22 protein-coding genes and 1 riboswitch are annotated in these 25,530 nt (G+C 71.9%); of the genes, 4 read left to right on the top strand and 18 right to left on the bottom strand.

Going from position 1 to position 25,530, the window contains the following annotated elements; translation table 11 throughout:
• Positions 1-3 precede the first annotated feature (3 nt).
• The 7 genes from ACIA8R_RS38510 to ACIA8R_RS38480 form a co-directional block, all read right to left on the bottom strand.
• Entirely contained in the window at positions 4-1,002 is a 999-nt protein-coding gene (locus ACIA8R_RS38510) for a LacI family DNA-binding transcriptional regulator (protein WP_357695859.1), read from the bottom strand.
• A complete protein-coding gene (locus ACIA8R_RS38505; protein WP_397042488.1) occupies positions 983-2,392 on the bottom strand; it encodes a GH1 family beta-glucosidase in 1,410 nt (469 codons plus the stop codon). The genes ACIA8R_RS38510 and ACIA8R_RS38505 overlap by 20 nt, the downstream gene beginning before the upstream one ends.
• Positions 2,389-3,219 (bottom strand): carbohydrate ABC transporter permease, encoded by an 831-nt coding sequence (locus ACIA8R_RS38500; protein ID WP_397042487.1) that lies wholly within the window; start codon positions 3,217-3,219, stop codon positions 2,389-2,391. The genes ACIA8R_RS38505 and ACIA8R_RS38500 overlap by 4 nt, the downstream gene beginning before the upstream one ends.
• The gene (locus ACIA8R_RS38495; RefSeq protein ID WP_397042486.1) at positions 3,216-4,172 is read right to left on the bottom strand and encodes a carbohydrate ABC transporter permease; all 957 of its coding nucleotides are present in this window, start codon (positions 4,170-4,172) and stop codon (positions 3,216-3,218) included. The genes ACIA8R_RS38500 and ACIA8R_RS38495 overlap by 4 nt, the downstream gene beginning before the upstream one ends.
• Positions 4,173-4,229: 57 nt before the next feature.
• Positions 4,230-5,570: an extracellular solute-binding protein gene (locus tag ACIA8R_RS38490; RefSeq protein WP_364094488.1), complete on the bottom strand. Its 1,341-nt coding sequence runs from the start codon at positions 5,568-5,570 to the stop codon at positions 4,230-4,232.
• A gap of 359 nt (positions 5,571-5,929) precedes the next feature.
• Entirely contained in the window at positions 5,930-7,201 is a 1,272-nt protein-coding gene (locus ACIA8R_RS38485) for an RNA polymerase sigma factor (protein ID WP_364094485.1), read from the bottom strand.
• A gap of 43 nt (positions 7,202-7,244) precedes the next feature.
• On the bottom strand, positions 7,245-7,673 hold the full coding sequence (locus tag ACIA8R_RS38480; RefSeq protein ID WP_364094772.1) for a YciI family protein: 429 nt from the start codon (positions 7,671-7,673) through the stop codon (positions 7,245-7,247).
• Between the two features lie 166 nt (positions 7,674-7,839).
• On the opposite strand from ACIA8R_RS38480, the gene ACIA8R_RS38475 reads away from it, so the two are divergent.
• Positions 7,840-8,658: a class I SAM-dependent methyltransferase gene (locus ACIA8R_RS38475; RefSeq protein WP_397042485.1), complete on the top strand. Its 819-nt coding sequence runs from the start codon at positions 7,840-7,842 to the stop codon at positions 8,656-8,658.
• A 65-nt stretch (positions 8,659-8,723) separates the two neighbouring features.
• Here the strand turns inward: ACIA8R_RS38475 and ACIA8R_RS38470 are convergent, their stop codons facing one another.
• The 3 genes from ACIA8R_RS38470 to ACIA8R_RS38460 form a co-directional block, all read right to left on the bottom strand.
• Entirely contained in the window at positions 8,724-9,419 is a 696-nt protein-coding gene (locus tag ACIA8R_RS38470; RefSeq protein ID WP_397042484.1) for a CHAP domain-containing protein, read from the bottom strand.
• A 12-nt stretch (positions 9,420-9,431) separates the two neighbouring features.
• Positions 9,432-9,569, bottom strand: a riboswitch (cyclic di-AMP (ydaO/yuaA leader).
• Positions 9,570-9,686: 117 nt separating this feature from the next.
• Positions 9,687-10,640 (bottom strand): Gfo/Idh/MocA family protein, encoded by a 954-nt coding sequence (locus ACIA8R_RS38465; protein ID WP_397042483.1) that lies wholly within the window; start codon positions 10,638-10,640, stop codon positions 9,687-9,689.
• 19 nt (positions 10,641-10,659) lie between these two features.
• Positions 10,660-11,481 (bottom strand): aldo/keto reductase, encoded by an 822-nt coding sequence (locus tag ACIA8R_RS38460; RefSeq protein ID WP_397042482.1) that lies wholly within the window; start codon positions 11,479-11,481, stop codon positions 10,660-10,662.
• A 120-nt stretch (positions 11,482-11,601) separates the two neighbouring features.
• On the opposite strand from ACIA8R_RS38460, the gene ACIA8R_RS38455 reads away from it, so the two are divergent.
• Both ACIA8R_RS38455 and ACIA8R_RS38450 read left to right on the top strand, forming a co-directional pair.
• The gene (locus ACIA8R_RS38455) at positions 11,602-12,522 is read left to right on the top strand and encodes a hypothetical protein (RefSeq protein ID WP_364094468.1); all 921 of its coding nucleotides are present in this window, start codon (positions 11,602-11,604) and stop codon (positions 12,520-12,522) included.
• Complete coding sequence (locus tag ACIA8R_RS38450) at positions 12,519-13,697, top strand: DUF6716 putative glycosyltransferase (RefSeq protein ID WP_397042481.1); 1,179 nt, start codon at positions 12,519-12,521, stop codon at positions 13,695-13,697. The genes ACIA8R_RS38455 and ACIA8R_RS38450 overlap by 4 nt, the downstream gene beginning before the upstream one ends.
• On the opposite strand, the gene ACIA8R_RS38445 is transcribed toward ACIA8R_RS38450, so the two are convergent.
• The 5 genes from ACIA8R_RS38445 to ACIA8R_RS38425 all read right to left on the bottom strand — a co-directional run bounded on the left by ACIA8R_RS38445 (position 13,681) and on the right by ACIA8R_RS38425 (position 20,189).
• Positions 13,681-14,916, bottom strand: a complete 1,236-nt coding sequence (locus ACIA8R_RS38445; RefSeq protein WP_397042480.1) for a polysialyltransferase family glycosyltransferase — start codon at positions 14,914-14,916, stop codon at positions 13,681-13,683. The genes ACIA8R_RS38450 and ACIA8R_RS38445 overlap by 17 nt on opposite strands.
• Positions 14,916-15,902, bottom strand: coding sequence for a glycosyltransferase family 2 protein (locus ACIA8R_RS38440; protein ID WP_357695885.1), 987 nt, complete (start codon positions 15,900-15,902; stop codon positions 14,916-14,918). The genes ACIA8R_RS38445 and ACIA8R_RS38440 overlap by 1 nt, the downstream gene beginning before the upstream one ends.
• Positions 15,903-15,905: 3 nt before the next feature.
• On the bottom strand, positions 15,906-17,933 hold the full coding sequence (locus tag ACIA8R_RS38435; protein ID WP_364094458.1) for an N-acetylneuraminate synthase family protein: 2,028 nt from the start codon (positions 17,931-17,933) through the stop codon (positions 15,906-15,908).
• An 82-nt stretch (positions 17,934-18,015) separates the two neighbouring features.
• On the bottom strand, positions 18,016-18,699 hold the full coding sequence (locus tag ACIA8R_RS38430) for a response regulator (protein WP_357695889.1): 684 nt from the start codon (positions 18,697-18,699) through the stop codon (positions 18,016-18,018).
• Positions 18,696-20,189: an ATP-binding protein gene (locus tag ACIA8R_RS38425; protein WP_397042479.1), complete on the bottom strand. Its 1,494-nt coding sequence runs from the start codon at positions 20,187-20,189 to the stop codon at positions 18,696-18,698. Before ACIA8R_RS38425 ends, ACIA8R_RS38430 begins: the two co-directional genes overlap by 4 nt.
• A gap of 107 nt (positions 20,190-20,296) precedes the next feature.
• Between ACIA8R_RS38425 and ACIA8R_RS38420 the strand changes: the two genes are divergently transcribed.
• Positions 20,297-21,625 (top strand): cation:dicarboxylate symporter family transporter, encoded by a 1,329-nt coding sequence (locus ACIA8R_RS38420; protein ID WP_357695893.1) that lies wholly within the window; start codon positions 20,297-20,299, stop codon positions 21,623-21,625.
• A 32-nt stretch (positions 21,626-21,657) separates the two neighbouring features.
• Here ACIA8R_RS38420 and ACIA8R_RS38415 read toward each other — a convergent pair whose 3' ends face one another.
• From ACIA8R_RS38415 to ACIA8R_RS38405, 3 genes are all read right to left on the bottom strand, one after another.
• Positions 21,658-22,476 (bottom strand): SAM-dependent methyltransferase, encoded by an 819-nt coding sequence (locus ACIA8R_RS38415; RefSeq protein ID WP_397042478.1) that lies wholly within the window; start codon positions 22,474-22,476, stop codon positions 21,658-21,660.
• Between the two features lie 47 nt (positions 22,477-22,523).
• A complete protein-coding gene (locus ACIA8R_RS38410; RefSeq protein WP_357695897.1) occupies positions 22,524-23,870 on the bottom strand; it encodes an ATP-binding protein in 1,347 nt (448 codons plus the stop codon).
• 83 nt (positions 23,871-23,953) lie between these two features.
• Complete coding sequence (locus tag ACIA8R_RS38405; RefSeq protein ID WP_364094449.1) at positions 23,954-25,447, bottom strand: glycoside hydrolase family 13 protein; 1,494 nt, start codon at positions 25,445-25,447, stop codon at positions 23,954-23,956.
• Positions 25,448-25,530 lie beyond the last annotated feature (83 nt).

The raw sequence follows: 25,530 nt of genomic DNA, 5'->3' as shown, positions 1-25,530 counted from the left end.
TGGTCAGGCCGACTCTCGGCGAACCAGGTGCGTGTCGAGGATCACCACGGGCTGGCGCAGCTCCTCGCCGTTGATGCGGGCCACGAGGAGCTGGGCCATCTGCCGGCCCATGGCCTCGGTCGGCTGGTGGACGGTGGTCAGCGGCGGGTCGGCGTGCAGCGCGGCCTTGGAGTCGTCGAACCCGATCACCGCCACGTCGCCCGGGATCGCCTTGCCCGCGGCCTTGAGCACGCGCATCGCGCCCAGGGCCATCGGGTCGGAGGCGGCGAAGACGGCGTCGAGATCGGGATGGCTCTCCAGCAGCTCCTGCATGGCGGTGGCGCCGCTCTCCTCGGAGAAGTCGCCGAAGGCCACGATCTCCGGCAGCCCCGAGGGCAGCAGGGCGTCGCGGTAGCCGGCCAGACGGTCGACGCCCACGCCCATGTCCTGGGAGCCGGCGATCGTGGCGATCGCGGCCCGGCCGAGGCCCAGCAGGTGTTTGACCGCCTGCCTGGCCCCCGCCCGGTTGTCCATGTCCACGAAGCTGTAGGGGTCGAGGCCGACGGGCCTGCCGCCGAGCACGGTCGGCACGCCCATCTCCTCCAGCCTGCCCGGCAGCGGGTCGGCGCCGTGCAGCGACAGCAGCAGCACGCCGTCGACGTGCTGCCCCGTCAGGTAGGTCTCCAGCCGCTCGTGCTCCTCGGGGGAGCGCGCCATCGCCAGGATCAGCTGCAGCCCGGTCTCGGCCAGCGCCGAGCCGATGCCGCGGATGGTGCCCGCGAAGTACGGCTCGTCGAAGACCCGGAACTGCGACTCGGACACCACCAGGGCGACCGTGTCCGTGCGGCGCGTGACGAGAGCACGCGCCGCCCTGTTGGGCACGTAGCCCAGCTCGCGGATGGCCAGCTCGACGGCCTCGCGGGCCTTGGCGCTGACGTTCGGCGAGCCGTTGATGACTCTCGACACCGTGCCCCGGCCCACACCGGCCCGGGCCGCGACTGCCTCAAGAGTCGGTCGGTTCATGTCGCCTATTGTGCCGGATGATCTCCGAGTACCAGTGCGCGCTGTCCTTCAGCAGCCGCTCCTGGGTGTCGAAGTCGACGTGGACCAGGCCGAAGCGCTTGCCGTAGCCCCAGGCCCATTCGAAGTTGTCCATCAGCGACCAGGCGAAGTAGCCCTGCAGGGGCACGCCCGCGTCGATCGCCTCCCGGCACGCGCCGAGGTGCGCCTCCACGTACGCCTGCCGCTGCGCGTCGTGGATGCGGCCGTCGGCCAGCACGTCGTCGAAGGCGGCGCCGTTCTCGGAGACCACCATCGGGATCGGCGGGTAGTCCCGCGCCACCCGGGTGAGCACCTCCACCAGGCCGCCCTCGTCGATCTCCCAGCCCATCGCGGTGACCGGCCGGCCGCCGTTGACGAACGAGACGTGCTCGCTGCCCACCCACGGCGAGGCCGTGTCCGTGGGGGCCGCCGCCGCCGACGCCTTGCCGCCGGGCGCGCCGGAGACGGTGAAGCGGCTGTAGTAGTTCACCAGCAGCACGTCGATCGGAGCGTTGATGATCTTCATGTCGCCCGGCTGCACGAGGTCGTCGTCGATCGGGATGTCGTTCAGGACGTCCTCGGGGTAGCGGCCGGTCAGCAGCGCGTCGAGGAAGAACCTGTTCTGCAGGCCGTCGATGCGGCGGGCCGCCTCCAGGTCGGCCTCGCTGCCGGTCTCGGGGGAGATCGCGTACAGGTTGACGCAGCCGCCGACGCGGCGCGCGTCCATCGCCTGGACGGCCAGGCCGTGGGCGAGGTTGAGGTGGTGCGCGCCCCTGATCGCGTTGCGCGGCTCACGCCGTCCCGGGGCGTGCTCGCCCGAGGCGTAGCCGAGGAACGCGGCGCACCATGGCTCGTTGACCGTGCTGAACGTGTGGACGTGGTCCTTCAGCGCCTCGTGGACGATCGAGGCGTACTCGGCGAAGCGGTAGGCCGTGTCGCGGTTGGGCCAGCCGCCCTTGTCCTCCAGCTCCTGGGGCAGGTCCCAGTGGTAGAGCGTCAGCCAGGGGTCGATGCCGTTCTGCCGGAGCTCGTCCGTGAGCCGCTTGTAGAAGTCCAGGCCCTTCTGGTTGACCGCGCCCGAGCCGGTCGGCTGCACCCGGGGCCAGGACACCGAGAAGCGGTAGGCCGTCAGGCCCAGCTCCGCCATGATGGCGACGTCCTGCCGGTAGCGGTGGTAGTGGTCCATGGCCACGTCCCCGTGGTGCCCGTTGAGCACCCGGCCCGGCGTCTTGGTGAAGGTGTCCCAGATGGACGGGCCGCGCCCGTCCTCGGTGACCGCGCCCTCGATCTGGTACGCCGAGGTCGCCGCGCCGAACGCGAAGCCGGCGGGGAAGCGCAGCCCGGGACGAATCTGTTCCTCTTGTGTCGTCACGCCTTGACCGCACCTTCCATGAGTCCGCCGACGATCTGGCGGCCGAATGCGACGAATACCGCGATGAGCGGAATGATGGACAGCGCGGTACCCGCGAAGATCAGCGAGTAGCTGGTCGAGTAGCGCGCGTTGAGCGAGTTGATGGCGATCTGCACGGTCGGGTTGTCCGGGGTCAGCACGATCAGCGGCCACATGTAGTCGTTCCACATGAGCATGAAGGTGTTGATGCCCAGCACCGCCATGCCCGGACGCACGGCCGGCAGCACGACGTTCCACCAGATCCGCAGCGTCGCCGCGCCGTCCACCCTGGCCGCCTCGACCAGTTCGTTCGGCACGGCCTGACGCGTGTACTGCGTCATCAGGAACACGCCGAACCCGTTGAGCAGGTACGGCAGGATGATCGCCTTGAGCGTGCCGGTCCACTCCAGGCTCACCATCATGCGGTAGAGCGGGACCACGCCCATCTGCTGCAACGGCACCGCCATCGTCAGCAGCACGAGCAGCAGCAGGATGTTGCGGCCCTTGAAGTGCAGGCTGGCGAAGGCGAACCCGGCCAGGGTCGAGATGATCACCACGGAGACCGTGACGATCGCCGCGCTGAAGAAGGAGTTGGTCAGGCCGAGCAGGAAGTGCGCGTCCTCGTTGTTGAGCACCGCCACGATGTTCTCGCCCAGGTTGCCCCCGGGCAGGAACTTCGGCGGCACCGCCACGGCGTCGGAGTTCGTGCGCGAGGCGATGACCAGCATCCAGTACAGCGGGAACGCCGACAGGAAGATGGCCACCCCCAGCATGACCCGCGTCATGACGGTCGGTTTCCAGGCGGTCACTTGGCGCCTCCGATCCGCCGGACGAACAGGAAGTTGACGGCCGCGCCGATGAGGATCAGCAGGAACAGCAGCCAGGCGGCGGCCGCGGCGTAGCCGTAGTCGAACTCGCGGAAGCCCTGCTTGACGACGAACATCGCCACCGTCTGGAACTGGCCCTGGGAGCCGCCGTCCACGTTGCCGTTGTAGAAGGTGGTCGGCTCGGAGAACAGCGTCAGGCCGCCGATCGTGGAGTTGAGCACCACGAAGATCATCGTCGGGCGCAGCATCGGCAGCGTGATCTGCCAGAACTGCCGCCGCCGGGACGCGCCGTCGATGGCGGCCGCCTCGTACAGGTCCTTGGGGATCGTCTGCATGCCGGCCAGGAAGATGATGGCGTTGTAGCCCGTCCAGCGCCAGTCGACCATCGCGGCGATGGCCAGCCAGGACGGGAAGCGCTCGGCTCGCCAGTTGATCTTCTCGCCGCCGAACATGCCCAGGACCCAGTTCACCAGGCCCCAGTCGCGGGCGAACAGCTGCGTGAACACCACCGCGACCGCGACCACCGAGGTGACCAGCGGCAGCAGCACGCTCATGCGGATCGGCAGGCGCCAGCGGAGCTTCTTGTTCAGCGCGTTGGCCAGGAACAGGGCCATCAGCATCTGCGGGATCGTGGCCAGCAGGAAGATGCCGACGGTGTTGGTGACGGCGTTCCAGAAGTCCTCGTCGGTCAGCAGCGCGGCGTAGTTGCCCAGCCCGGCCCACTTGGTGTCGCCGGCCAGGTCGTAGTCGTAGAGCGAGTAGTAGAGCGTGAAGGCCAGCGGGAACAGCCCGAAGGCGGCGAACAGCAGGAAGTAGGGGGAGACCAGGGCGTACGGCATGGCCTTGACGTCAAGTCGTGAACGCCAGAGGCGGCCGGGAGGGCGGGCACGGCGGCGGTTCGTCCGCACCGGCCGCGGATGGGAGTCGAAGCTCATGAACAGACCTTTCGGCGGCAAGCCCGGCCCGCGGATCGCGGGCCGGGCGGAGCAAGATCAGCCCGCGGCCTTCACCGCGTCGTCGACCAGCTGCTGCCAGGCCTTGTCGTAGGCCACCGAGCCGTCGTCCATGCCCTGGATGACCGACTCGACCGCGTTCTTGACCTGCGCGTGCTTCACACCGAGGAAGACCGGCTGCAGGCTCTCCGCCGACTTGGCGAAGATCTCACCGATCGGGGCGTCGCTGAAGAACTCGTTCTTCGCGCCCTGCACGGCGGTGTCGGCCTGGGCCTTGCTGTTGCTCGGCATGTTGCCGAAGTCGGTGAAGATGCTCGCCTCGGTCTGCGCGCTGGTCAGGTAGTCGGCGACCTGCGCGGCCTCCTTCGGGTGCTTGGACTGCTTGGGCACGGCCACCCACGAGCCGCCCCAGTTGCCGCCGCCGCCGGGCACCGAGGCGACGTCCCACTTGCCCTTCATGCCGTCACCGGCGTTGCCCGACACCACGCCGAGCATCCAGGACGGGCAGCCGACCGTGGCGAAGGCGCCCTTCTGGGTGCCCGCCGCCCACTCGTCGGTGAAGTTGCGCAGCTTGGCCGTCAGGCCGGACTGGCTGAGCTTGGAGGCGAAGTCGAAGCCCGCCTTGACCGCCGGGTTCTTGTCGACGATGAGGTTGTTGTCCTTGTCGAAGTAGGCGACGTTGCCGTTCTTGGCCGCCTCCTGGTACAGCACCACGTTGTAGAGCGTGTTCGTGCCGTCGGTGAACTTGGTGTCCTTCACCTTCGCCTGGAACTGCTGGCCGACCTTCATGAAGTCGTCCCACGTCGGCCACAGCGCCGCGACCTTCTCGCGGTCCGTGGGCAGCCCGGCCTTCTTGAACAGGTCCGCGCGGTAGCAGAGGCTCATGCCGCCGATGTCGGTGCCGAGGCCGAAGATCTTGCCGTCGGCGGTGACGCCGTTCTCCCACTTCCAGGCGGGGTAGTCGGCCTTGCGGCCCTCAAGTCCGTACTCCTTCAGGTCGGCCCACCACTCGGGGTGCGCCTTGGCCAGGCCCATACCGCCCTCGTCGATGCCGACGACGTCACCGGCGCCGTTGCCGGACTGCAGCCACTGGATCATCTGGGGCCAGTACTGCTGCTCGAACTGGTCGGTCAGGTGCTCTTCCTTGATCTGGATGTCCTTGTGCTCGGCGTTCCACTTCTCGATGGCGTTCTTGTAGCCGAAGTTGGAGCCGCCGCCGAAGGTCTGCACCCGGATGGTGACGGGCTCGGCCGCCGCCGCGGAGGAAGCGGGGGAGCTGCCGGCGGCCGGCGTGTCGCCGCTGCCGCACGACGCGACGGTCAGCGCCGCCGCGGCCAGGGCTGAGGCCGCGGCCAGACCGCGACGCTTGCTGATCATCATGGGAGACCCCTTCTCGGGTGAATGGTGGGGGAGGTGCACCGCGGCACGCGCTCCGCCGCGGTGGGAGTGTTTGGGAGCGCTCCCACAAAGGGTGCACTTACCGGCTGTGTCCGTCAATCCACCGAAACGGAACCGTTACCAATGGTGCGTTTTGCGCCCCAAAATCAGGATTCAAGGGCATAAAGGGCGCGAAAGGCCGTTTGGGAGCGCTCCCACCTCAAGAGACGTCTTTCGTGCCGCATCAAGGGCATGTCGCCCGGACCCTGGGTGCTTGCTCCGGTCAGGCCCGGCTGTCACGGAGCGTGACGGCCGCCTGGCGCGTTCCAACGTCCGCCCTCCGCAGAGGGGATCGCCGTTCCTCAGCAGGCGGCGGCGCGCTCGCGCAGCAGGGCCCGCTCGCGGGAGTTGCGGGTCATCGAGGCCGCCCGCTCGAACTCCGCCCGCGCCTCGCCGCGCCGGCCCAGCTTGAACAGCAGGTCGCCGCGGACGCTCGGCAGCAGGTGGTAACCCTTCAGCGACGGCTCGTCCACGATCTGGTCGAGCAGCTCCAGGCCCACCGCCGGGCCGTAGGCCATCGACAGCGCCACCGCCCGGTTCAGCTCGACGACGGGGGAGCGGGCCAGCCGGGCCAGCGACTCGTACAGGCTCGCGATGCGCACCCAGTCGGTGTCGCCGGGATCGAGCGCGCGGGCGTGGCAGGCCGCGATGGCGGCCTGGAGCGTGTACGGCCCGGACGCGCCCCCCGGCTTCTCGGCCCGCGCCAGCGCCGCCAGCCCGCGCCCGATGAGCAGCCGGTCCCACCGGGTGCGGTCCTGCTCCAGCAGCAGCACCGGCTCGCCGGACGGCCCCACCCGGGCCGCCGCCCTGGACGCCTGGATCTCCATGAGCGCGACCAGCCCGTGCACCTCGGGTTCGGCGGGCATCAGCCCCGCCAGCACCCGGCCCAGCCGCAGCGCGTCCTCGCACAGGCCGGGGCGCATCCAGTCGTCGCCCGCCGTCGCCGAGTACCCCTCGTTGAAGATCAGGTAGATGACCTCCAGCACGGACGAGAGCCGTCCCGCCAGTTCGGCGCCCTGCGGCACCTCGAACGGGACCTCCCGGTCGGCCAGGGTGCGCTTGGCCCGCACGATCCGCTGGGCGGCGGTCGGCTCGGGCACCAGGAACGCGCGGGCGATCTCGTCGGTGCTCAGGCCGCCGAGCACCCGCAGGGTCAGAGCCACCCGCGCCTCCATCGACAGCGCCGGATGGCAGGCGGTGAAGACCAGCCGGAGCAGGTCGTCCTCGATCTCGTCGGGCTCGGGCGGCTCCTCGGCGCTCTCCAGCCGGTGGCCCAGCTCGGCCAGGTTGCGGGACATGCGCTCGTTCCTGCGGATCAGGTCGACGGCGCGGCGCTTGGAGACCGTCATCAGCCAGGCGCCCGGGTTGCGTGGCACGCCCGACTCCGGCCACTGCTCCAGGGCTGCGACCAGCGCGTCCTGGGCCAGCTCCTCGGCCAGGCCGACGTCGCGGACCAGCCCGGCGAGGCCGGCGATGAGCCGCGCGGCCTCGATCCGCCAGACGGCCTCGACCGCCCGGTGGGCGTCGGAGGCCGTCACCGCCTCGATCGTCCGGGGTGCCTCGGAAGCCGTCATCGGCACATGACACCAGCCGCCGCCCGGGGTCCGCAAGCCTCGGTCAGGGCTCCCACGTGCCCAGGCGCCGGCGCATGGCCCGCTCCCGCTCGACGTCCACCGGGTCGGACGAGGCCGCGTCCGGCGCGTCGGAGGCGTCGTAGACCCGCCACACGTCCAGCGCGATCCCGTCGCAGCCCTCGGGGACGGGCACGCGCAGGGCCCACTCGACGGCCTCCTCCCTGGACTTCACCTGGATCAGCCAGAACCCCGCGATCAGCTCCTTGGCCTCGGCGAACGGGCCGTCGATCACCTTCGCCCGGCCGCCGCTGTAGGCGATCTGCGCGCCCTGTGAGCTCGGGTAGAGGCCCTCGGCGGCCAGCAGCACCCCCGCCCTGGTCAGCGCCTCGTTGTAGGCGTGCATGTTGTCGACGACCTCCTGGCTGGGCACCGCCCCCGCCTCGGTCTCCGCGCTGGCCTTGCCGACGATCATGAACTTCACTCTGCCGTCCCTTCCGCCCGCGATCGCGCCGCGGAGCCGGTCTCACCCGAGCGTCGAACGGGCGCCCGCCGGATCGACACGCGGGGGGCGGATCGTTCGTTGTCCAGGGCACGGTACCGGTCGTGCGACCGCGTGGCCGATGTGCCATCCTCGGCCCATGCCCCAACCCGCAGCAGCCGGCCTCCCCGCCAACCGGGCCCTCTGGGACGAGCGCGCCCGCGTCCACGGCTCCACGCCCGCCGACAGGTTCTACGACGTGGACGCCTTCCTCGCCGGCCGGCAGACCCTCTACGCGCTCGAACGCCGCCTGGCGGGGGACGTCGCCGGGAAGGACCTGCTCCACCTGCAGTGCCACTTCGGCATGGACACGCTGAGCTGGGCGCGGCTCGGAGCGCGGGTGACCGGCGTCGACTTCTCCCCGGTGGCGGTCGCGCGCGCCCGCGACCTGGCGGCCGAGGCCGGGCTGGCGGCCACGTTCGTGGAGGCCGACACGCAGCGGCTGCCCGAGTCGCTGGCCGGGGGCTTCGACCTGGCCGTGGCCACGTACGGCGTGTTGTGCTGGATCGGCGACCTGGCCGCCTGGATGCGCGGCGCGGCCATGGCGCTGCGGCCCGGCGGGCGGCTGGTGCTGGTCGACCTGCATCCGGCCTACCAGACGGTGGCCTCGCTCGACCCGCTGGTGGCCGACTGGCCCTACGGCGGCGGCCAGGCCCACCGCGAGATGGTGACCGGCACGTACGCCGACGCCGGCGTGGTGACCGAGGCCCAGGAGACCGTCCAGTACTCGTACTCGGCGGGCGAGATCGTCACGGCGGCGGCGCGCGCCGGGCTCACGGTGGCCGAGCTGGGCGAGCACGTCGCCGCCGAGCTGGACCCGCGCGGGCTGCTGACCGAGGGCGAGGACGGCCGCTACCGGCTGCCGTTCGGGGACTCGCACCTGCCGGTGCTGTACTCGCTGGTGGCGGTCCGGCCCTGAGACGCGGCGAGCGCGCGTCCCTCGTGCGGGACGCGCGCTCGAAGCCGCGCTCGAAGCAGGGGAGGTCAGCCCGCGTACTGCGGGTAGCCGTAGCCGACGACCTGCGACTTCGGCCGGACGCGCTCCTCCACCTTGCCGTTGCCGGTGTTGCCCTCGACCGTGGAGATCGTGCCGTTGCCGTTGTCCTTGACGACGAAGCCGACGTGCTGGATGGCGTCCAGGCTCTTGCTGCCGCCCCAGGAGAAGAAGACGACGGCGCCGGGCTTGGCCTCGGTGCCCCAGCGCTTGTTGGCGGCGAACCACTTGGCGTGGGCCACGGTCCAGGCGTCCCAGCCGACCTGCGGGCGGGCGCCGGTCTGCTCGCCGACCCAGGAGACGAACATCGAGCACCAGGCGGCGTTCACGTAGTCCTGGCGGCTGCCGCCGTCGCGGGCGACGGTCTCGGCGGCGCGCTGGGAGTCGGCGTACCACTTCTGGAACTTGGTGCCGCCGCCGTAGGCGTTCTCGGAGATGCCGACCTGGGCCTTGGCCACGGCCAGGACCTGTGCGGCGGTGACGTTGACCTGGGTCTCCCCGGCCCTGCCGGTCTGGGCGGCGGCCTGCGGCGCGACGGCCGAGTGGCCGGTGGAGGCGGCCGGGTCGACGCTGTCGGCGCCGGCGGCGGTGGCGTGGGCGCCGATCGCGGTGGCGATGATGGTCGCGCCGAGCGCGGCGCGGAGGTGGTTGATCTTCGGGGCACGGATGGGACGGTGCTTGGCCATCGAGGGCATTACTCCTTGCTTCCATGCCGCTTACCGGGTTAGCTGACGGGTTCGGACGTGGAAGCTGCCCTACGGCACCGAAGTGCCGATTCACCCCAAAGGACGTGGGTCCCCGGTTCCGCCCGGAGGCGGATTCAGCGGTCGCAGGACGATCCTGCGAAATGTCTTGCGATGGTTGGACAAAGCCGGACAAACCGGACGTCTGCCGCGAGATGCCCCACAAGGTAATACATCGGGCAAGAAGAAGGCAAGTGCCTAAAGGCGCAGCTAGGAGAGTTGCCCCCGCGCGTCGGCCAGAAGCCCCATCATGGCAAGGGATTCGTCAAGCGGCATGACGGCGCTCTCGGTCCGGCCCTCGGCCGTGGCGGCGCGCACCTCGCGCAGCTCCCCGGCGTACCCGTTGTCGGCCGGGTCGAGCACCAGCTCCTCCGTCTCCATCGACGGCCCCGACAGCAGCACCCGCTGCGGCGCCCAGAACGGCGCCAGGATGTCGGCCCGCATCGACGTGCCCACCACGCTCGCGTCGTTGGCGTGATGGGCGAGCAGGGACACGTCCACCAGCGCCCGCCGTCCGTCCGGGTAGAGCAGCACCCCGCCCGCCTCCGCGTCGACCCCGCTCGGCGCCAGCGAGCCGGTGATCCGCAGCTCACGCGGCATGCCGAGCAGGAGCTGCGCCAGCCCGAACGGGTAGATCCCCAGGTCGAGCAGGGCCCCGCCGCCCAGCTCCGGCGCCCACAGCCGATGGGCGGGGTCGTAGGGCAGCGCGAACCCGAACGAGGCCCGCACCGAGCGGATCTCCCCGAAACGCGGATCGGCCGCCACCCGCTGGATGAGCGGGTTGAACCGCATCCACATGGCCTCCATGAGGAAGACCCCGGCCGCGCGGGCCAGCGCCACCATGCGCTCGGCGTCGGCCACGCTGGCCGCCAGCGGCTTCTCGCACAGCACGGACTTGCCCGCCGCGATGGCCGCCTCGGCCACCTCCAGGTGCTGGGCGTGCGGCGTGGCCACGTAGACCGCGTCGACGGCCGGATCGGCGCACAGGGCCTCGTAGGAGCCGTAGGCCGACTCCGCGCCCAGCTCGTCGGCCAGGGCCCGCGCCCTGACCAGGCTCCGCGAGCCGACGGCGGCCACCCGCATGCCGGGCTCGGCCACGATGGCCGCCCCCACGGTACGCGCGATGCCGCCGGTCGCCGCTATTCCCCAGGTGAAATCTCGCACGCCCGAGATCGTAGAGCGCTCAGGTCAGGTTGAACGAGTCGGGGTCGGGCCCGATGCGCCGCCCAGAGTTCATCGCGCCGATGGCCACCAGGTCCTCGGAGTCGAGGATGAAGTCGAACACGTCGATGTTCTCCTCGATCCGCGCCGGGGTGACCGACTTGGGGATCACCACGTTGCCGAGCTGGAGATGCCAGCGGAGCACGATCTGCGCGGGCGTCTTGCCGTACTTCTCCGACAGCACGCGCAGCGCCGGGTCGGCCAGCAGCCCCTTGCCCTGCCCGAGCGGGCTCCACGCCTCGGTCAGGATGCCGTTGGCCTCGTGGAAGGCCCGCATCTCGCGCTGCTGGAAGTACGGGTGCAGCTCGATCTGGTTGATCGAGGGCGTGATGTCGGTCTCGTCCATCAGCCGGGTCAGGGTGGCGACCGTGAAGTTGGAGACGCCGATGGCCTTGGCCCGGCCGTCACGGTAGATCTTCTCCAGCGCCCGCCAGGCCTGCACGTACTTGTCCTGCTCCGGAACCGGCCAGTGGATCAGGAAAAGATCTACGTAGTCGAGGCCCAGGCGGGCCAGGCTCTCGTCGAAGGCCTGCTCGGCCCGCCCGTGGTCGCCGTTCCACAGCTTGGTGGTGACGAACACCTTCTCCCGTGGCACCTCGGCGGCGCGCACGGCCCGGCCGACGCCCTCCTCGTTCTCGTAGGCGGCGGCGGTGTCGACATGCCGGTATCCCGCGCGCAGCGCGGTCGTCACGGCGTGCTCGGCGTCGTCGGCAGAGACCTGCCAGACGCCGAAGCCGAGCTGTGGTATCTGCACACCGTCGGTGTTGAGCATCAGCGAGTTCATACCCTCCATTGTTCACGTGTCGTTTCTTGCGGCTTAAGCAGGCCGGGTTAGCTTGTGACGGGTCGTGCAAGGCGCTCCACCGGCTGGGGGAACAGAGTGGTCAGACAGGCGTCGGCCTGGGTGGAGTCTCCACTCCAGATGCTGTGCGCCGTCGAGGCCCACCATGCCGGGCTGCTCGGCCCGGACACCGTGGTCGTGCCGCGCGCCGGCCTGCGCCCGCTGCGCGCCACCCGCAAGGAGCTGCGCCGCCTCGACCTGCCTCCAGGCCTGGTGCTGGACGAGCCGCGCGAGCGCATGCCGCGCCGCGTCCAGGCGGTGGGCGACGCGTTCTCCGGCAAGGTCCAGGTGCGCTGGCTGACCTCCGACCCCGGCCGCATCGTCGTCGTGGACGACGGCCTGGCCACGCTCAGGCTGCTCGAACTGCTGGCCGCCGGGCCGTACCGGCCGCTGCTGCGGGCGCGGGCGACGCCGTCGCGGGCGCGGGCCCTGCTAGGTCTGGCCGCCGCGCTGCGGCTGCGGATGAGCCGGGTCTCGGTCTTCACCGCGCTGCCCGTCCCCGAGAAGCTGGCCGACGCCGTCCGCGAGGCGGGCGTCGACCTCGTGCACCACGACTTCGCCTGGCTGCGCGCCCAGCCGCCGAGCACGCAGGGCCCCGCCGAGCGCACGGTCGTCCTCGGCACCTCCCTGGTCCGCAACGGCCTGGTGCACCGCGACCGCTACCTGCGCTGGCTGACCGACCTGGCCGGCCGCGAGCCGCTGGCCTACTACCCGCACCGCCGCGAGGACCCCGTCGACCTCGCGCTGATCAGGGAGCGTCCCGGCATCACCGTGCACGACGCGGGCGTGCCGGCCGAGCTGACGCTGCGCGGCCTTGACGCGGGGCAGCGCGTGCTCAGCCTTCCCTCGACCGCGATCACCTCGCTGCGGGTGCTGCTCGGCCCGCGCGGTGTCGAGGTCGAGCCGGTGGACGTTCCCGACGACTGGTGGACGAGCAGGGCGGCCCCCGACCTGCGATCGCACTTGACAGGAGCTTCCAGGTGAGGGTGCTGGCGGTAGCCGACTCCGACTCGTATCTGAAGTGGGCGGCCTGCCTGCTCGACGACCTGCCCCCGGGCTGCGACACGGAGCTGGTGGTGGTGCGTACCCCGATCGCGCCCTCGGCCGAGCAGATCGCGGCGGCGGTGGGCGGGCGCGCGGCGCCCCCGGTGCTCTCGGCGCGGTCCCTGCGCCGCCTGGCCGAGCGCACCAGGCCCGACGCGATCCTGGTCGGCTGCACGGGCCCGGTCGTGGACGTGCTGGTGGCCGACGTGCTGGCCGGGCTGCGGCCGGACGGCCGGGCGCGGCCGGTGTTCGTCAGCGGGCTGCCCGGCATCTCGGTCCCGGCCACGGAGAAGGCGTGGCTGTTCCGCAGCGGCTGCGACCTGTTCGTGGTCCACAGCGAGCGCGAGGTGGCCGAGTTCTCCGAGATCGCCGGGCGGCTCGGCGGAGGCGGGGCGGTCGGGCTGGCCCGGCTGCCGTTCCTGCGGCCCGGCGCGGCGGCCGGCGGCGGCGACCGGGTGGTGTTCGCCACCCAGGCCAAGGTGCCGCGGGCGCGGGAGGAGCGCGAGCGGGTGCTGCGGGCCCTGGCCGAGCTGGCCGGACGCCGCCCCGGCCTGGAGGTCGTGGTCAAGCTGCGCGCCCTGGAGCACGAGCGCCAGACGCACAACGAACGCCACCACTACCAGCGGCTCTGGCGCGAGATGGGCGAGCCGGGCCGGCTGACGTTCGCGGCCGGGTCGATGCACGAGCAGCTCTCGCGGGCGGCCGGGTTCGTCACGGTCAGCTCGACGGCCGCGCTGGAGGCCGTCGCCATGGGCGTGCCGTCGCTGGTGCTGAGCGACTTCGGCGTCAGCGCCGAGATGATCAACCTGGTGTTCGAGGGCAGCGGCCTGCTCGGCACGCTCGACGACCTGGCCCTGGGCGACTTCCGCCCGGCCGAGCCGCGGTGGTGCGAGGCCAACTACTTCCACCCCGCCGGGCGCGACGACTGGGCGGACCTGCTGGCCGGACTGGCCGCGGAAGGGGGGCGGCCGCCCGCCCGCTCGCTGCTGGACGGCCCGGAGCACGCCGCGGCCCGCCGCCGGGCCAGGTTGCGGGTGGAGGTGCCGCCCACGATGTTGCGGGCGGGCTACCGGGCCAGGCGGCGGGTGCGCCGCTACCTCAGATCGCTGACCTGATCTTCCTGCGCAGCCTGGAGAGCGCCGAGGGCGGCTCGGCCAGCCCCAGCGTCTCCAGGCGCTTGCGCTTGAAGTAGCGCGGGTCGAACGCGACCCCCGACGGGCGCAGCTCGGGATAGGCGTCGGCCTGCATGCAGTAGCCGACCGCGCGCACCAGCGCCGGCAGGTCCGTGCGCGGCGGCCGGTCGATCACTCCGTCGGCGCCCAGCCGGGGCAGCAGGGCGTCCACGATCGTGGCCGGGATCCTGTTGCTGTTCTCGTACGGCGTGAGCCGGTCCAGCACCAGGCCGGTGCCGAAGGTGGCGACCGGCAGGCCGAAGTAGCGCATGGCGGTCACCAGGCCGGTGGAGAAGCAGCCCACGACCAGCTCGGGCCGCAGCGCCGCGAAGCACACCTCGGCCGGCACGCTCTCCCCGGCCACCGTCAGCCGTACCCCCAGGGGCTCGGCCGCCGCGCGCAGCAGTTGCGCGTGCCGGCGTCCGGCGGCCGGGTGCGGCTTGAACACCACGCTGGTGCAGCCGCGGGCGACCAGCGCGCCCAGCATCGAGGCGTGCAGCCCGGCCTCCTCCTCCGGCGTGACGATCTCCAGGGCCGACAGGTACTGGCCGAGGATGACCGCCTGCCCGGAGAGCATGTCCGGCGCGGTGGCGGCCACCTCGCGCACGACCGCGAGGAAACGCTCCTCGGGCAGCACCACGGGCGGCACGCCGTACTCGCTGAGCAGCAGCGGGGTCAGGCCGGGCACCAGGTCCAGGTGCAGCAGCCGCTCGATGCGGCGGGAGATCTCGGCCGGCAGCGGGTCGCGGGTCGGGCCGTAGCTCATCAGGCCGTCGGAGTAGACGGTGATCGGGCAGTCGCGCACCAGACCGGCGATCGTGCGCGCGGGCGGCACCGCGATCGACTCCAGCACCAGCTCCTCGACGTCGTCCAGGGCCAGGTGGGAGCGGATCAGCCGCTCGAACATCGGCACCTCGATGACCCGCGCCCGCCAGTCGGAGGGGTGCAGCGGGGCGATCAGGTCGTTCCAGGAGTGCACCTCGTCGAAGCGCGAGCGCAGGACGGCGAAGCCGGGCGCGGCGTCGAGCGGCACCGACACCTCGGGGATCGCCGCGTTGTTCGACACGATCAGCACCCGCCGGCCCGTGCCGAAGCGGCCGTCGTCGATCGCGGCGGCCAGCGACATGGCGCCGAACAGCGTCGAGGCGTAGAAGACCTTCATCAGGAGTCCTCCCGATCCCGGCGGATCCGGACGTGGGGGCTGGGGGGAATGTCGGGCACCAGGGCGCGCAGCAGGGCCTCCCGCTCGACGGCCATCCGCGACACCGCGTCGGCCACCAGCGCGGACGGCAGCCCGCGGACCATCTGCGCGCCGCGCTCCTCGAAGCGGGCCCGCAGCGCGGGCGTGAACCGGCCCGCGAGCTCCAGGTGGTGGGCCAGCAGCGCGCAGAAGTTGCGCGCCGCCTTGGGCAGGAACTCCGGCTCCAGGTCCTTGAGGACCAGCTCGAAGGCGTCGAAGAAGTGCAGTTGCCGCTCGTCGCCGATCTGCGTCAGCGAGCCGGACACCAGGCGCCGGTAGAACACCCCGGCCATCGACACCACCGCGAACGTGGCCGCCTCCCGGTGCAGCCGCCAGATCCACGGCCGGTCCTCGGCGGTGTGCAGCGAGCCGGGGAAGTGCAGCAGGTCCCGCAGCGAACGCCGGTAGACCCCGGCCCACGCGTACGGGTAGTCCACCATGGTCCGCACCCCCGCCGGCAGGATCGCCGCACGGGGGTCGAGCACCACGCCGCGGCGCGACAGCGGGGCCCGGTGCACCACCCGCTTGCGCCCCTCCACCTGGACGTGGTCCACCCGGACGAAGTCGCAGCCGAGCCCGTCGATGGCCGCCACCAGCCCGGCCAGGTAGCCGGGCGCCAGCCAGTCGTCGCCGTCCATGAACGTGACGAACCGCCCCGAGGCGGCCGACAGCCCGGTGTTGCGGGCGTCGGCCAGCCCCACGGGGGCGGGGTTGCGCAGCACGGCCAGGCCGGGCAGGTCGCGGGCGAAGTCGGCGATGATGTCCGGGGTGGCGTCCACGGAGCCGTCGTCCACGACGATGAACTCGAAGTCGTGCCGGGCGTTGCGGGCGAGCGAGGCGAGCGCGTCGGCGATGAAGCGCTCGCCGTCACGCACCGGCACGACGACGGAGAGAGTGGTCGGCGTCATGGCTCAGACGGTCACCCGGCGCAGCCGGGCCTTGGGCGCCTCCTCGCCGGGGAAGACGCGCTTGACGCCGTCGCCCATGGCCTGCTCGATGATGCGGATGTCGCGGACGAGGTGCTCCAGCCCGGACGGCTCCAGCGAGGCGGCGTGGTCGGAGCCCCACATGGTGCGGTCGAGCGTGATGTGCCGCTCGACGCAGACCGCGCCCAGGGTGACCGCGGCCAGGGAGATCTGCAGGCCGCGCTCGTGCCCGGAGTAGCCGACCGGCACGCCGTAGCGCTCCTTGAGCGTGGTGATCGTGCGCAGGTTGGCCTCCTCCGGCGGCAGCGGGTACGTGGAGGTGGCGTGCATCATGATCAGCCGGTCGGTGCCGAGGATCTCGACGGCCTGGTCGATCTCCGACAGCGTGGACATGCCGGTGGACAGGATGAGCGGCTTGCCGGTGGCCGCCAGGGCGCGCAGCAGCTCGTGGTCGGCGACGCTGGCCGAGGCGATCTTGTGGGTCAGCACGTCCATGTTCTCCAGGAACTCCACGGACGGCACGTCCCACGGCGAGGCGAACCAGTGCAGGCCACGCTCGTCGCAGTACTTCGCGATCTGCCGGTACTCGTCGTAGCCGAACTCGGTGCGCTCCTTGTACTCCAGGTACGTCATCTCGCCCCACGGAGTCTGCCTGATCTGGCCCTTCTGCTCCTCGGGCACGCAGATCGCGGGGGTGCGCTTCTGGAACTTGACCGCCTGGCAGCCCGCCTCGGCCGCCACGTCGATGAGCCGGCGGGCGAGGTCGAGGTCGCCGTTGTGGTTGATGCCGATCTCGCCGATCATGTAGACGGGCTCGCCGTCGCCGACCAGCACGTCGCCGATCGCGACCGGGCCGAGCCGCGGACGGGCCTTGGCCTCGGCGACCGGCGGCTCGGGGCGGGCCGCCACCACCAGGTCGCACAGCTCGCGCACCGCGCCGGAGCCGCCGGGCCTGGTCAGCACCACGCGGGCGGCGGCGCGCACGCGCGGGTGCGCGTCGGGGGTGGCGATCGGCCAGCCGACCTCGGCCATCGGGCCCAGGTCGTTGACGTCGTTGCCGACATAGGCCACGCGCGCCGGGTCCAGGCCCTCGATGGCCAGCCAGTCGCGCAGCACGATGCGCTTCTCGGCCAGGCCCTGCAGCACGGGCACGCCCAGCTTGCGGGCGCGGGCGGCCACGACCGGGTTCTGCTCGGTGGACATCACCAGCACCTTGACCCCGGAGCGGCGCAGCAGCGAGACGCCCATCCCGTCCGAGCGGCTGACCAGGACCATCTCCCGGCCGTCGGAGTCGATGTAGGCGCGGTCGTCGGTGTGCACGCCGTCGAAGTCGGTGATGACCGCGTCCACGTCGATCGGCTCGGGCTGGTCGATGAACGGCGCGAGGGCGCGCACCAGCTCCAGGTCCCCGGGGTCGTCGACCTCGATGGCGTGCTGCGGCGGCACCGGCTGCACGGCGACCTCGCCGAAGAAGCGGTGGCCGTGCTCGCGCAGGCCGGCGGTGCGCATGACGTAGAACGCGCCGTTCTCACGGAACTGCGGCTCGCGGTCCTGCCTGCGCTGCCGTACGGCCGGGTCGTGGTTGACGCCCGCGCCCGCGGCCGTCCACAGGAACTCGTGAGTGGGCAGCCCGGACACGACCGAGTCGGCCTCGCCGTCCAGGACCCTGCGCACGGCGGCCGACAGGTCGGCCGGGTCGATGAACGCGCTGGTGCACTGCACGAGAACGACCACCTCGGGGTCCTCGCCCAGGGCGTCGAGGGCGTGCAGCACGGCCGACTCGCTGGAGGCGGTCGCGCCGCTCAGCTCCTCGGGCCGCTCCACCACGACCGCCCCCGCCGCGCGGGCGGTCTCGGCGATCTGCGGGTGGTCGGTGCTGACCACGACCTGGTCCACGAGCTCGGCCCGCAGGCACGCCCGTACCGCGCGGGTGACCAGCGGGACGCCCCCGACCAGGGCGAGGTTCTTCAGGGGTACGCCCGCCGAACCTCCGCGGGCGGGAACAACGGCCAAGACTCGCAAGTGTCTTCTCCTCAGTGCGTGGGATCGCACCCAGAAGCTAGAGGCCGGGATTGAACGGGCAGCGTCACCGCCATTAACTTTCCATGGGGATCCGGTAGAGCAACTCTGGCCGGCCGACCCCGCCGTACTGCGGCACGCGCACCGCCATCCCCAGCTCGACCAGGTGTTCCAGGTAGCGGCGGGCGGTCACCCGCGACACCCCCACGGCCTCGGCGACGCTCTGCGCGGAGCTGCCGCCGGGCCGCTCGCGCAGCCGGGCCGACACGGCGTCGAGGGTGTCGCGGGCCAGCCCTTTGGGCAGCTCGGAGGGGCCGCGCAGGGTGCCGAGCACCCGGTCCACGTCGCCCTGGGCGACGATCACGCCGGTGTCCTGCCTGAACCGGGCGTAACGCGTCAGCTTCTCGGCCAGGGTCGCGTAGGTGAACGGCTTGAGAAGGTACTGCGAGACGCCCAGCGACACCGCCGAACGGACCATGGCCAGGTCGCGCGCGGAGGTGACGGCGATGACGTCGCACAGCAGCCCGCCGGCCCGCACCGCGCGGCACACCTCCAGGCCGTGCATGTCGGGCAGGTACAGGTCGAGCAGGATGAGGTCGACGGGCCGCCCGCGCAGGAACCGCAGCGCCTCGCCGCCCGAGCGGGCCACCCCGGCGACCTCGAAGCCGGCCACCCGCTCGACGTAGACCCGGTTGGCCTCGGCCGTGATCCCCTCGTCCTCCACGATCAGCACGGAGACCGCCCCACCCGGCCCGCTCATCGCACCCGCTCCGGGACCGGCAGGCGCACGGTGAACGCCGATCCGGCCACGTCGATCGTGCCGCCGAGGCGGCGCACCGCCTGCCCGACCAGCGCCAGCCCGAGCCCGTGGCCGTCGCCCTTGGTGGTCCAGCCCTTCGCGAACGCCTCCGGCGCGGTCAGCCCCGGCCCGTCGTCGGCCACCCTGATCACCACCCCGTCCCGGTCCGCGCTCAGGCGCACCTCGACCCTGGTGGCCGCGTCGAGGGCGTTGTCGACCAGGTTGCCGACGATCGTCACCAGGTCGCGCGGGTCCAGGCCCAGGTCGTCCAGGTCGCTGTCCGGCGTCAGCACCAGCTCGCCGCCGCGCTCGGCCGCCTCGGCGCTCTTGCCGAGCAGCAGCGCGGCCAGCACCGGCTCGCGCACCGCGCCCACCACCCGGTCGGTCAGCTCCTGCGCCGCGCGCAGCTCCGCCGTGCCCAGCGCGACCGCCTGCTCGGTGCGTCCCAGCTCGACCAGCGTGATCACGGTGTGCAGCCGGTTGGCGGCCTCGTGCGCGGCCGAGCGCAGCGAGTCGGCGAAGCCGCGCTCGGCGTCGAGCTGCCCGGCCAGCGCCTGCAGCTCGGTGTGGTCGCGTACGGTCACCACCGTGCCGAGCCTGCTGGCCGCGATGTTGACGGCCAGCACCCGGTCGCCGGCCAGGTGCACGCGTTCCTCGTGGCCCTCCAGCAGCGCCGACAGGCCCAGCTCGGCCACGTGCCGGCCCTCGGCGTCCGGCGGCAGGTCCAGGAGCTGCCGGGCGGCGTCGTTGCAGAGCGTCAGCGTGCCGTCGCCGCCGACCAGCAGCAGGCCCTCCCGCACGGCGTGCAGGACGGCGTCGTGGTGGTCGTGGATGCGGCCCAGCTCCACCGGGCCGAGCCCGTGGGTCTGGCGGCGCAGCCGTACGGTGACCAGCCACGTCCCGGCCGCGCCCAGGCCGAGCGCCAGTGCGGCGACCAGGCCGCTCCAGGCGAGCTGGTCGCGCAGCCTGGCGCTGATCCGGTCGATCGTGATGCCCGCGCTGACCAGGGCCCGCACCCGGCCCCCGGACCACACGGGCGTCACGGCCCGCTTGGAGGGGCCGAGCGTGCCGGTGTAGGTCTCGACGAAGGTCTCACCGGCCAGCGCCCGCCCGGTGTGGCCGAGGAAACGTCTGCCGATCTCGGCCGGGTTCGGGTGGGTGTAGCGGGTGCCGTCCGGCTTCATGATGGTGACGAAGTCGACGCCCGTCTGCTCGCGCACCCGTTCGGCGTACGGCTGCAGCGCCAGGGTCGGTTCCGGGTCGTCCAGGGCGGCGGCCACGCCCGGCGCGGCGGCCACGCTGACCGCCACGGCCCTGGCCGTGGCGCCCGCCTCCTCGGTCAGCAGGCGATGGGCCTGCACCAGCGCGAGCACCACGCAGCCGGTGACGGCGACCGCGACCACGAGCAACTGCAGGACCAGCATCTGGCCCGCCAGGCTCCAGCGGCGCATGAGCCTCCCCTCGCGTGAACGAAACTTACTCAATCGTGACGTGGGTCACAGTGAGGCGCATAGTCGCACGGCCAGCCCCTTTTTCCAAAGCGGTGGAGAGACCCCCCATGCGTGATCGAACTCGTTACCTGTACCTGGCCGTCGTCGTGGCGGTCCTGCTCGGCATCCTGGTCGGATTCGTCTGGCCGGAGGCGGGCAAGGAGCTCAAACCCCTCGGCACCGGCTTCGTGGCGCTGATCAAGATGCTGATCAGCCCCATCATCTTCTGCACGATCGTGCTCGGCATCGGCTCGGTACGCCAGGCCGCCAAGGTCGGCAAGGTCGGCGGCCTCGCACTCGGCTACTTCATGGTGATGTCCACCGTGGCCCTGGTCATCGGCCTGCTGGTCGGCAACGTCATCGACCCCGGCTCCGGGCTGCACCTGACCGACGCCGCCAAGCAGGCCGCCGAGGCCGAGGCGGCCAAGGGCGAGGCCACCGGCGGGGTCGACTTCCTGCTCGGCATCATCCCCGTCACCCTGGTGTCGGCCTTCACCGAGGGTTCGGTCCTGCAGACGCTGCTGGTGGCGCTGCTGGCCGGGTTCGCGCTGCAGGCGATGGGGGAGCGGGGCGCGCCGATCCTGCGCGGCGTCGAGCACGTCCAGCGGCTGGTGTTCCGCATCCTGGCCATGGTCATGTGGGCCGCGCCGGTCGGCGCTTTCGGGGCCATCGCGGCCGTGGTCGGCGCCACCGGGATCGAGGCGCTCAAGAGCCTGGCCATCATCATGATCGCCTTCTACGTCACCTGCCTGCTGTTCGTGGGCGTGGTGCTGGGCGCGCTGCTGTGGCTGGTCGCCCGGATCAACCTGTGGTCGCTGCTGCGCTACCTCGGCCGGGAGTTCCTGCTGATCCTGTCCACGTCGTCGTCGGAGACGGCGCTGCCGCGGCTGATCGCCAAGATGGAGCACTTCGGGGTGAGCCGGACGGTGGCCGGCATCACCGTCCCGACCGGCTACTCCTTCAACCTCGACGGCACCGCCATCTACCTCACCATGGCCACGCTGTTCATCGCCTCGGCCACCGGCGCGCCGCTGCAGGTCGGCGAGCAGATCTCGCTGCTGCTGTTCATGATGGTCGCCTCCAAGGGCGCCGCGGGCGTGACCGGCGCTGGCCTGGCCACGCTCGCCGGCGGCCTGCAGTCGCACCGCCCCGAACTGGTGGACGGCGTCGGCCTCATCGTCGGCATCGACCGGTTCATGTCCGAGGCCAGGGCGCTGACCAACTTCGCGGGCAACGCCGTGGCCACTGTCGTGGTCGGCACCTGGACCGGCGAGTTCGACCGGGAACGCGCCGCCGAGGTGCTGGCCGGGCGGGCGCCGTTCGACGAGTCCACGCTGCTCGACGAGGCGGACGACCGCCCCGGGCCGGAGGCGGAACGCGAGGTCGTGCGCGTCTAGGGCCCGCGTGCGAAGCGTCTAGGTCAGTACATCTAGGGCTTGCGGCCGATGCCCGCGTAGCCCATGCGGGCGAAGTCGTCGTCGTAGAAGGGCGGGTTCTGGGGGTCGGTGAACGGGAAACCGAGCTCCGGCCCCTTGCCCGTGGCCAGACCGGGCGGGATCAGCTCGAAGTCGCCGAAGAAGGCCGCGATCTCCTTGCCCGGCCGCGGGCAGAAGGGCGCGTTGGCTCGCCGGTAGAACTGGCTGACGCGGGCCACGCGCTGCGGCGCGTGGTCGGTGCCCACGTGCGACAGGGCCAGGTAGCTGCCGGGGGCGAGCGCGTCGCGGTAGGCGGCCACGAAGCCCTGCGGGTCGTCCTTGTCGGGGATCAGGTGCAGCACGAACATCATGAGCACGGCGACGGGCTTGCCGAAGTCCAGCAGCCCGCGCACCTCGGGGCTGTCCAGCACCTCCCGCGGGCGCCGGACGTCGCCGTGCAGCATGGCCACCTGCCCGGGGTCGGCCAGCAGCGCCCGGCCGTGCGCGGCCACCACCGGGTCGCTGTCCACGTAGACCACGCGGGCCTCCGGCGCGAGCCGCAACGCCACCTCGTGCACGTTCTCGGCGGCCGGCAGACCGGAGCCGAGGTCGAGGAACTGGGTGACACCCCGCTCGCACAGGTACTTCACCATCCGGCCGATCAGCAGCCGGTTCTCCCGCGTGCCGTCCCTGACCTCCGGCATCGCGCTCAGCACCAGCTCGGCCAGCTCCCGGTCAGCCGGGAAATTGTTCTTTCCGCCCAGGAAGTAGTCGTACATGCGCGCGGTGTTGGGGATGTGAGGATCCACGCCCTGGGGGACTTCTTGCGTCATGAGGGCATGATCCACTAACCGGCTGCCGGAAATCTACGCTTTCGACATCAGATGGCCGGAAGCCTCAGGACGAACCGCGCCCCGCCCCGGCGGTCCTCCACCCGCACGCTGCCCCGGTGGGCCATCGCCACGTCCCTGGCGATCGCCAGGCCGAGGCCGGTGCCGCCGGAGTCGCGGCTGCGGGCGGCGTCCAGGCGGGTGAACCGCTCGAAGATGCGCTCGCGGTCGGCCTCGGCGATCTCCTGGCCGTCGTTCTCCACCGCCAGCACGGCCGTGCCGCCCCTGGCCGGGCCCGCCTCCCTGGCGACCACGACCAGCACCAGGGTCTCGGCGTGCCGCTGGGCGTTGTCCAGCAGGTTCGTCAGCACCCGGGCCAGTTGCAGGCGCACGCCCTCGACGACCACGCCTTCGGTCAGCTCCAGCCGCGTGGGCAGCTTGTCGCTGCGCACGGCCAGCTCCTGCCGTACGAGGTCGGCTAGGTCCACCGGCTCCCTGGCCATGTCCACCCGGGAGCCGATCCTGGCCAGCAGCAGCAGGTCGGTGATGATCGCCTCCAGCCGGTCGGTGTCGCGCAGGGCGCTGTCCACCAGCGCCTCCACGTCGGTGTCCTCCGGGTAGAGCTGGGCGCTCTCCAGTTGGGCGCGCAGCCCGGCGATCGGGGTGCGCAGCTCGTGGGAGGCGTCGGAGGCGAACTGGCGTTGTTGCAGCGCGGAACGTTCCAGCCGGGCCAGTGTGTTGTTGACGGCCTTGGCCAGCATGGCGACCTCGTCCTCGCCGCCCGGCTGGGTGACCCGGTGGCTCAGGTCGCCGGCGCTGACCGCGTCCAGCTCGGCGCGCATGGTCGCCACCGGGCGCAGCGCGCGGCCGGTGACCAGCCAGGTCGCCCAGGCGGTGAGCGCGATCAGCACTGCCACCTGGGAGAACACGATCACCTCCAGCGTCTGCGAGGCCAGCACCTCCGGGGTGCTGCGGCCGGCGTAGACGATGGGGGAGTCCTCCGACATGCCGGCCTTGACCGCCGACAGGTGCACGCACTCGGTCGGCAGGCAGTTGGTGGTGTTGACGACGCGGCTCTCGGCGGTGGGCCGCACGTCGCTGAGCGGCGGCAGGTTCCTGGCCGCGTCGCTGCTGGCCAGGACGCGGCCGTCGGTCCCGACCACCTGGATCAGGTCGATGGACGGATTGGGCACCGGGATCGTGGCGCCCTGCGGCAGCCCGCCCGCGCGCATCTCGGAGGCCACCCGCTCGGCGGTGTCCCGCGTGTCCCGGTAGACGGCGGCCGTCACCAGGGACCGCGAGACGATGCACCCGGCGATGCCCACGGGGATCAGCACGAGGGCGGCTACGGCCGTCGCGATGAGGGTGACGCGTCCGCGCAGGGAGCGGGCCCACATGGGTGGCACTCCCCGAGACTACTAACCGTCATTGCCGCCACATGCCGCGTTCAGGCAGCGTTGAGGGAAAGGTTCCGCCAACGTCAGCGCTGGATCCAGACCGTGGTGTCCGGCGGGACCGAGCCGTCGGCCGCCAGCGGACCGCTGGCCAGCAGCACCGTGCCGGGCACGACCGGGGCGACCGGCTCCTCGCCGGTGTTCAGCATCACGACCAGGCCCGGGTCGCGCTGGACGGCCAGCACGTCCTCGGAGGTCTCCAGCCATCTCAGCGTGCCGCCGCCGAGCGCCGGGTGCTCCTTGCGCAGCCTGAGCGCGGCCCGGTAGAGGTGCAGCGTGGAGTCCGGGTCGTGCTCCTGGGCCGCGGCCGACAGCAGTGTCCACGAGGCGGGGATCGGCAGCCACGGGTCGGTCCAGCCGCAGCCCGGCTCGCTCGTCCACGGGATCGGCACCCGGCAGCCGTCGCGGCTCTCGCCGGTGCGCCGGAAGGCCGGGTCCTGGCGCAGCTCGTCGGGCAGGTCGAGGACCTCGGGCAGGCCCAGCTCCTCGCCGTTGTAGAGGTAGGCCGAGCCGGGCAGGGCCAGCATGAGCAGCGTCGCCGCGCGGGCGCGGGCCAGGCCGCCGTGCCGGGTGACGTGGCGGGGCTTGTCGTGGTTGGACAGCACCCAGGTGGTGGGCGCGCCGACCAGCTCGGCCTCGGCCAGCGACTTCTCGATCACCGAACGGAACGACTTGGCGTGGAAGTCGGCCATCATGAACTCGAAGTTGAACGCCTGGTGCAGCTCGTCCGGCCCCACGTACCGGGCCAGCCGCTCGGGCGAGGACACCCACGCCTCGGCGACGGCCATCCGCCCGCCGGGGTAGGAGTCGAGGATCGGCCGCCACTCCCGGTAGATGTCGTGCACGCCGTCCTGGTCGAAGTAGGGCACCCGCTCGTCGCCCAGCATCTCGGCCTGGCGGCCCTCCTTGGGGCCGACGTCGGGCAGCCCCTCGGCCTTGACCATGCCGTGGGCCACGTCCACCCGGAAGCCGTCCACGCCGCGGTCCAGCCAGAAGCGCAGGACGTCGCGGAACTCGGCGCGCACCTCGGGATTGTCCCAGTTGAGGTCGGGCTGCTCGGGCGCGAACAGGTGCAGGTACCACTGGCCGTCCTCGACCTGGGTCCAGGCGGGGCCGCCGAAGATCGACTCCCAGTCGTTGGGCCGGTCGCGGAAGATGTAACGGTCGCGCAGGCCGCCCTGGAACCAGGGGTGGCGGTCGGAGGAGTGGTTGGGGACGAGGTCCACGATCACCCGGATGCCGTGCCCGTGGGCCTGCGCGACCAGGGCGTCGAAGTCGGCCAGCGTGCCGAACATCGGGTCCACGTCCCGGTAGTCGGCCACGTCGTAGCCGCCGTCGGCCATGGGGGAGGTGTAGAAGGGGCTCAGCCAGATCGCGTCCACGCCCAGCCTGGCCAGGTAGTCCAGGCGCGCCCGCACGCCCTTCAGGTCGCCGGTGCCGTCGCCGTCGGCGTCGGCGAAGCTCCGGGGGTAGACCTGATACACGACGGCGTCCCGCCACCAGTCGTCGTTGCCGAGCATGGCTTTCCTTCCCCCGGATGTCCGTGATGTCTGGTGCAGGATGTCGCGCGTTCTTGCGACAGGTCAAGTGCAAGTTTCGGAAA

It is taken from the genome of Nonomuraea sp. NPDC051191, assembly GCF_044455665.1.
GTDB lineage: Bacteria > Actinomycetota > Actinomycetes > Streptosporangiales > Streptosporangiaceae > Nonomuraea.
Note: the sequence above shows the minus strand (reverse complement) of the source record. Positions and strands in the feature narration are given on the sequence as shown.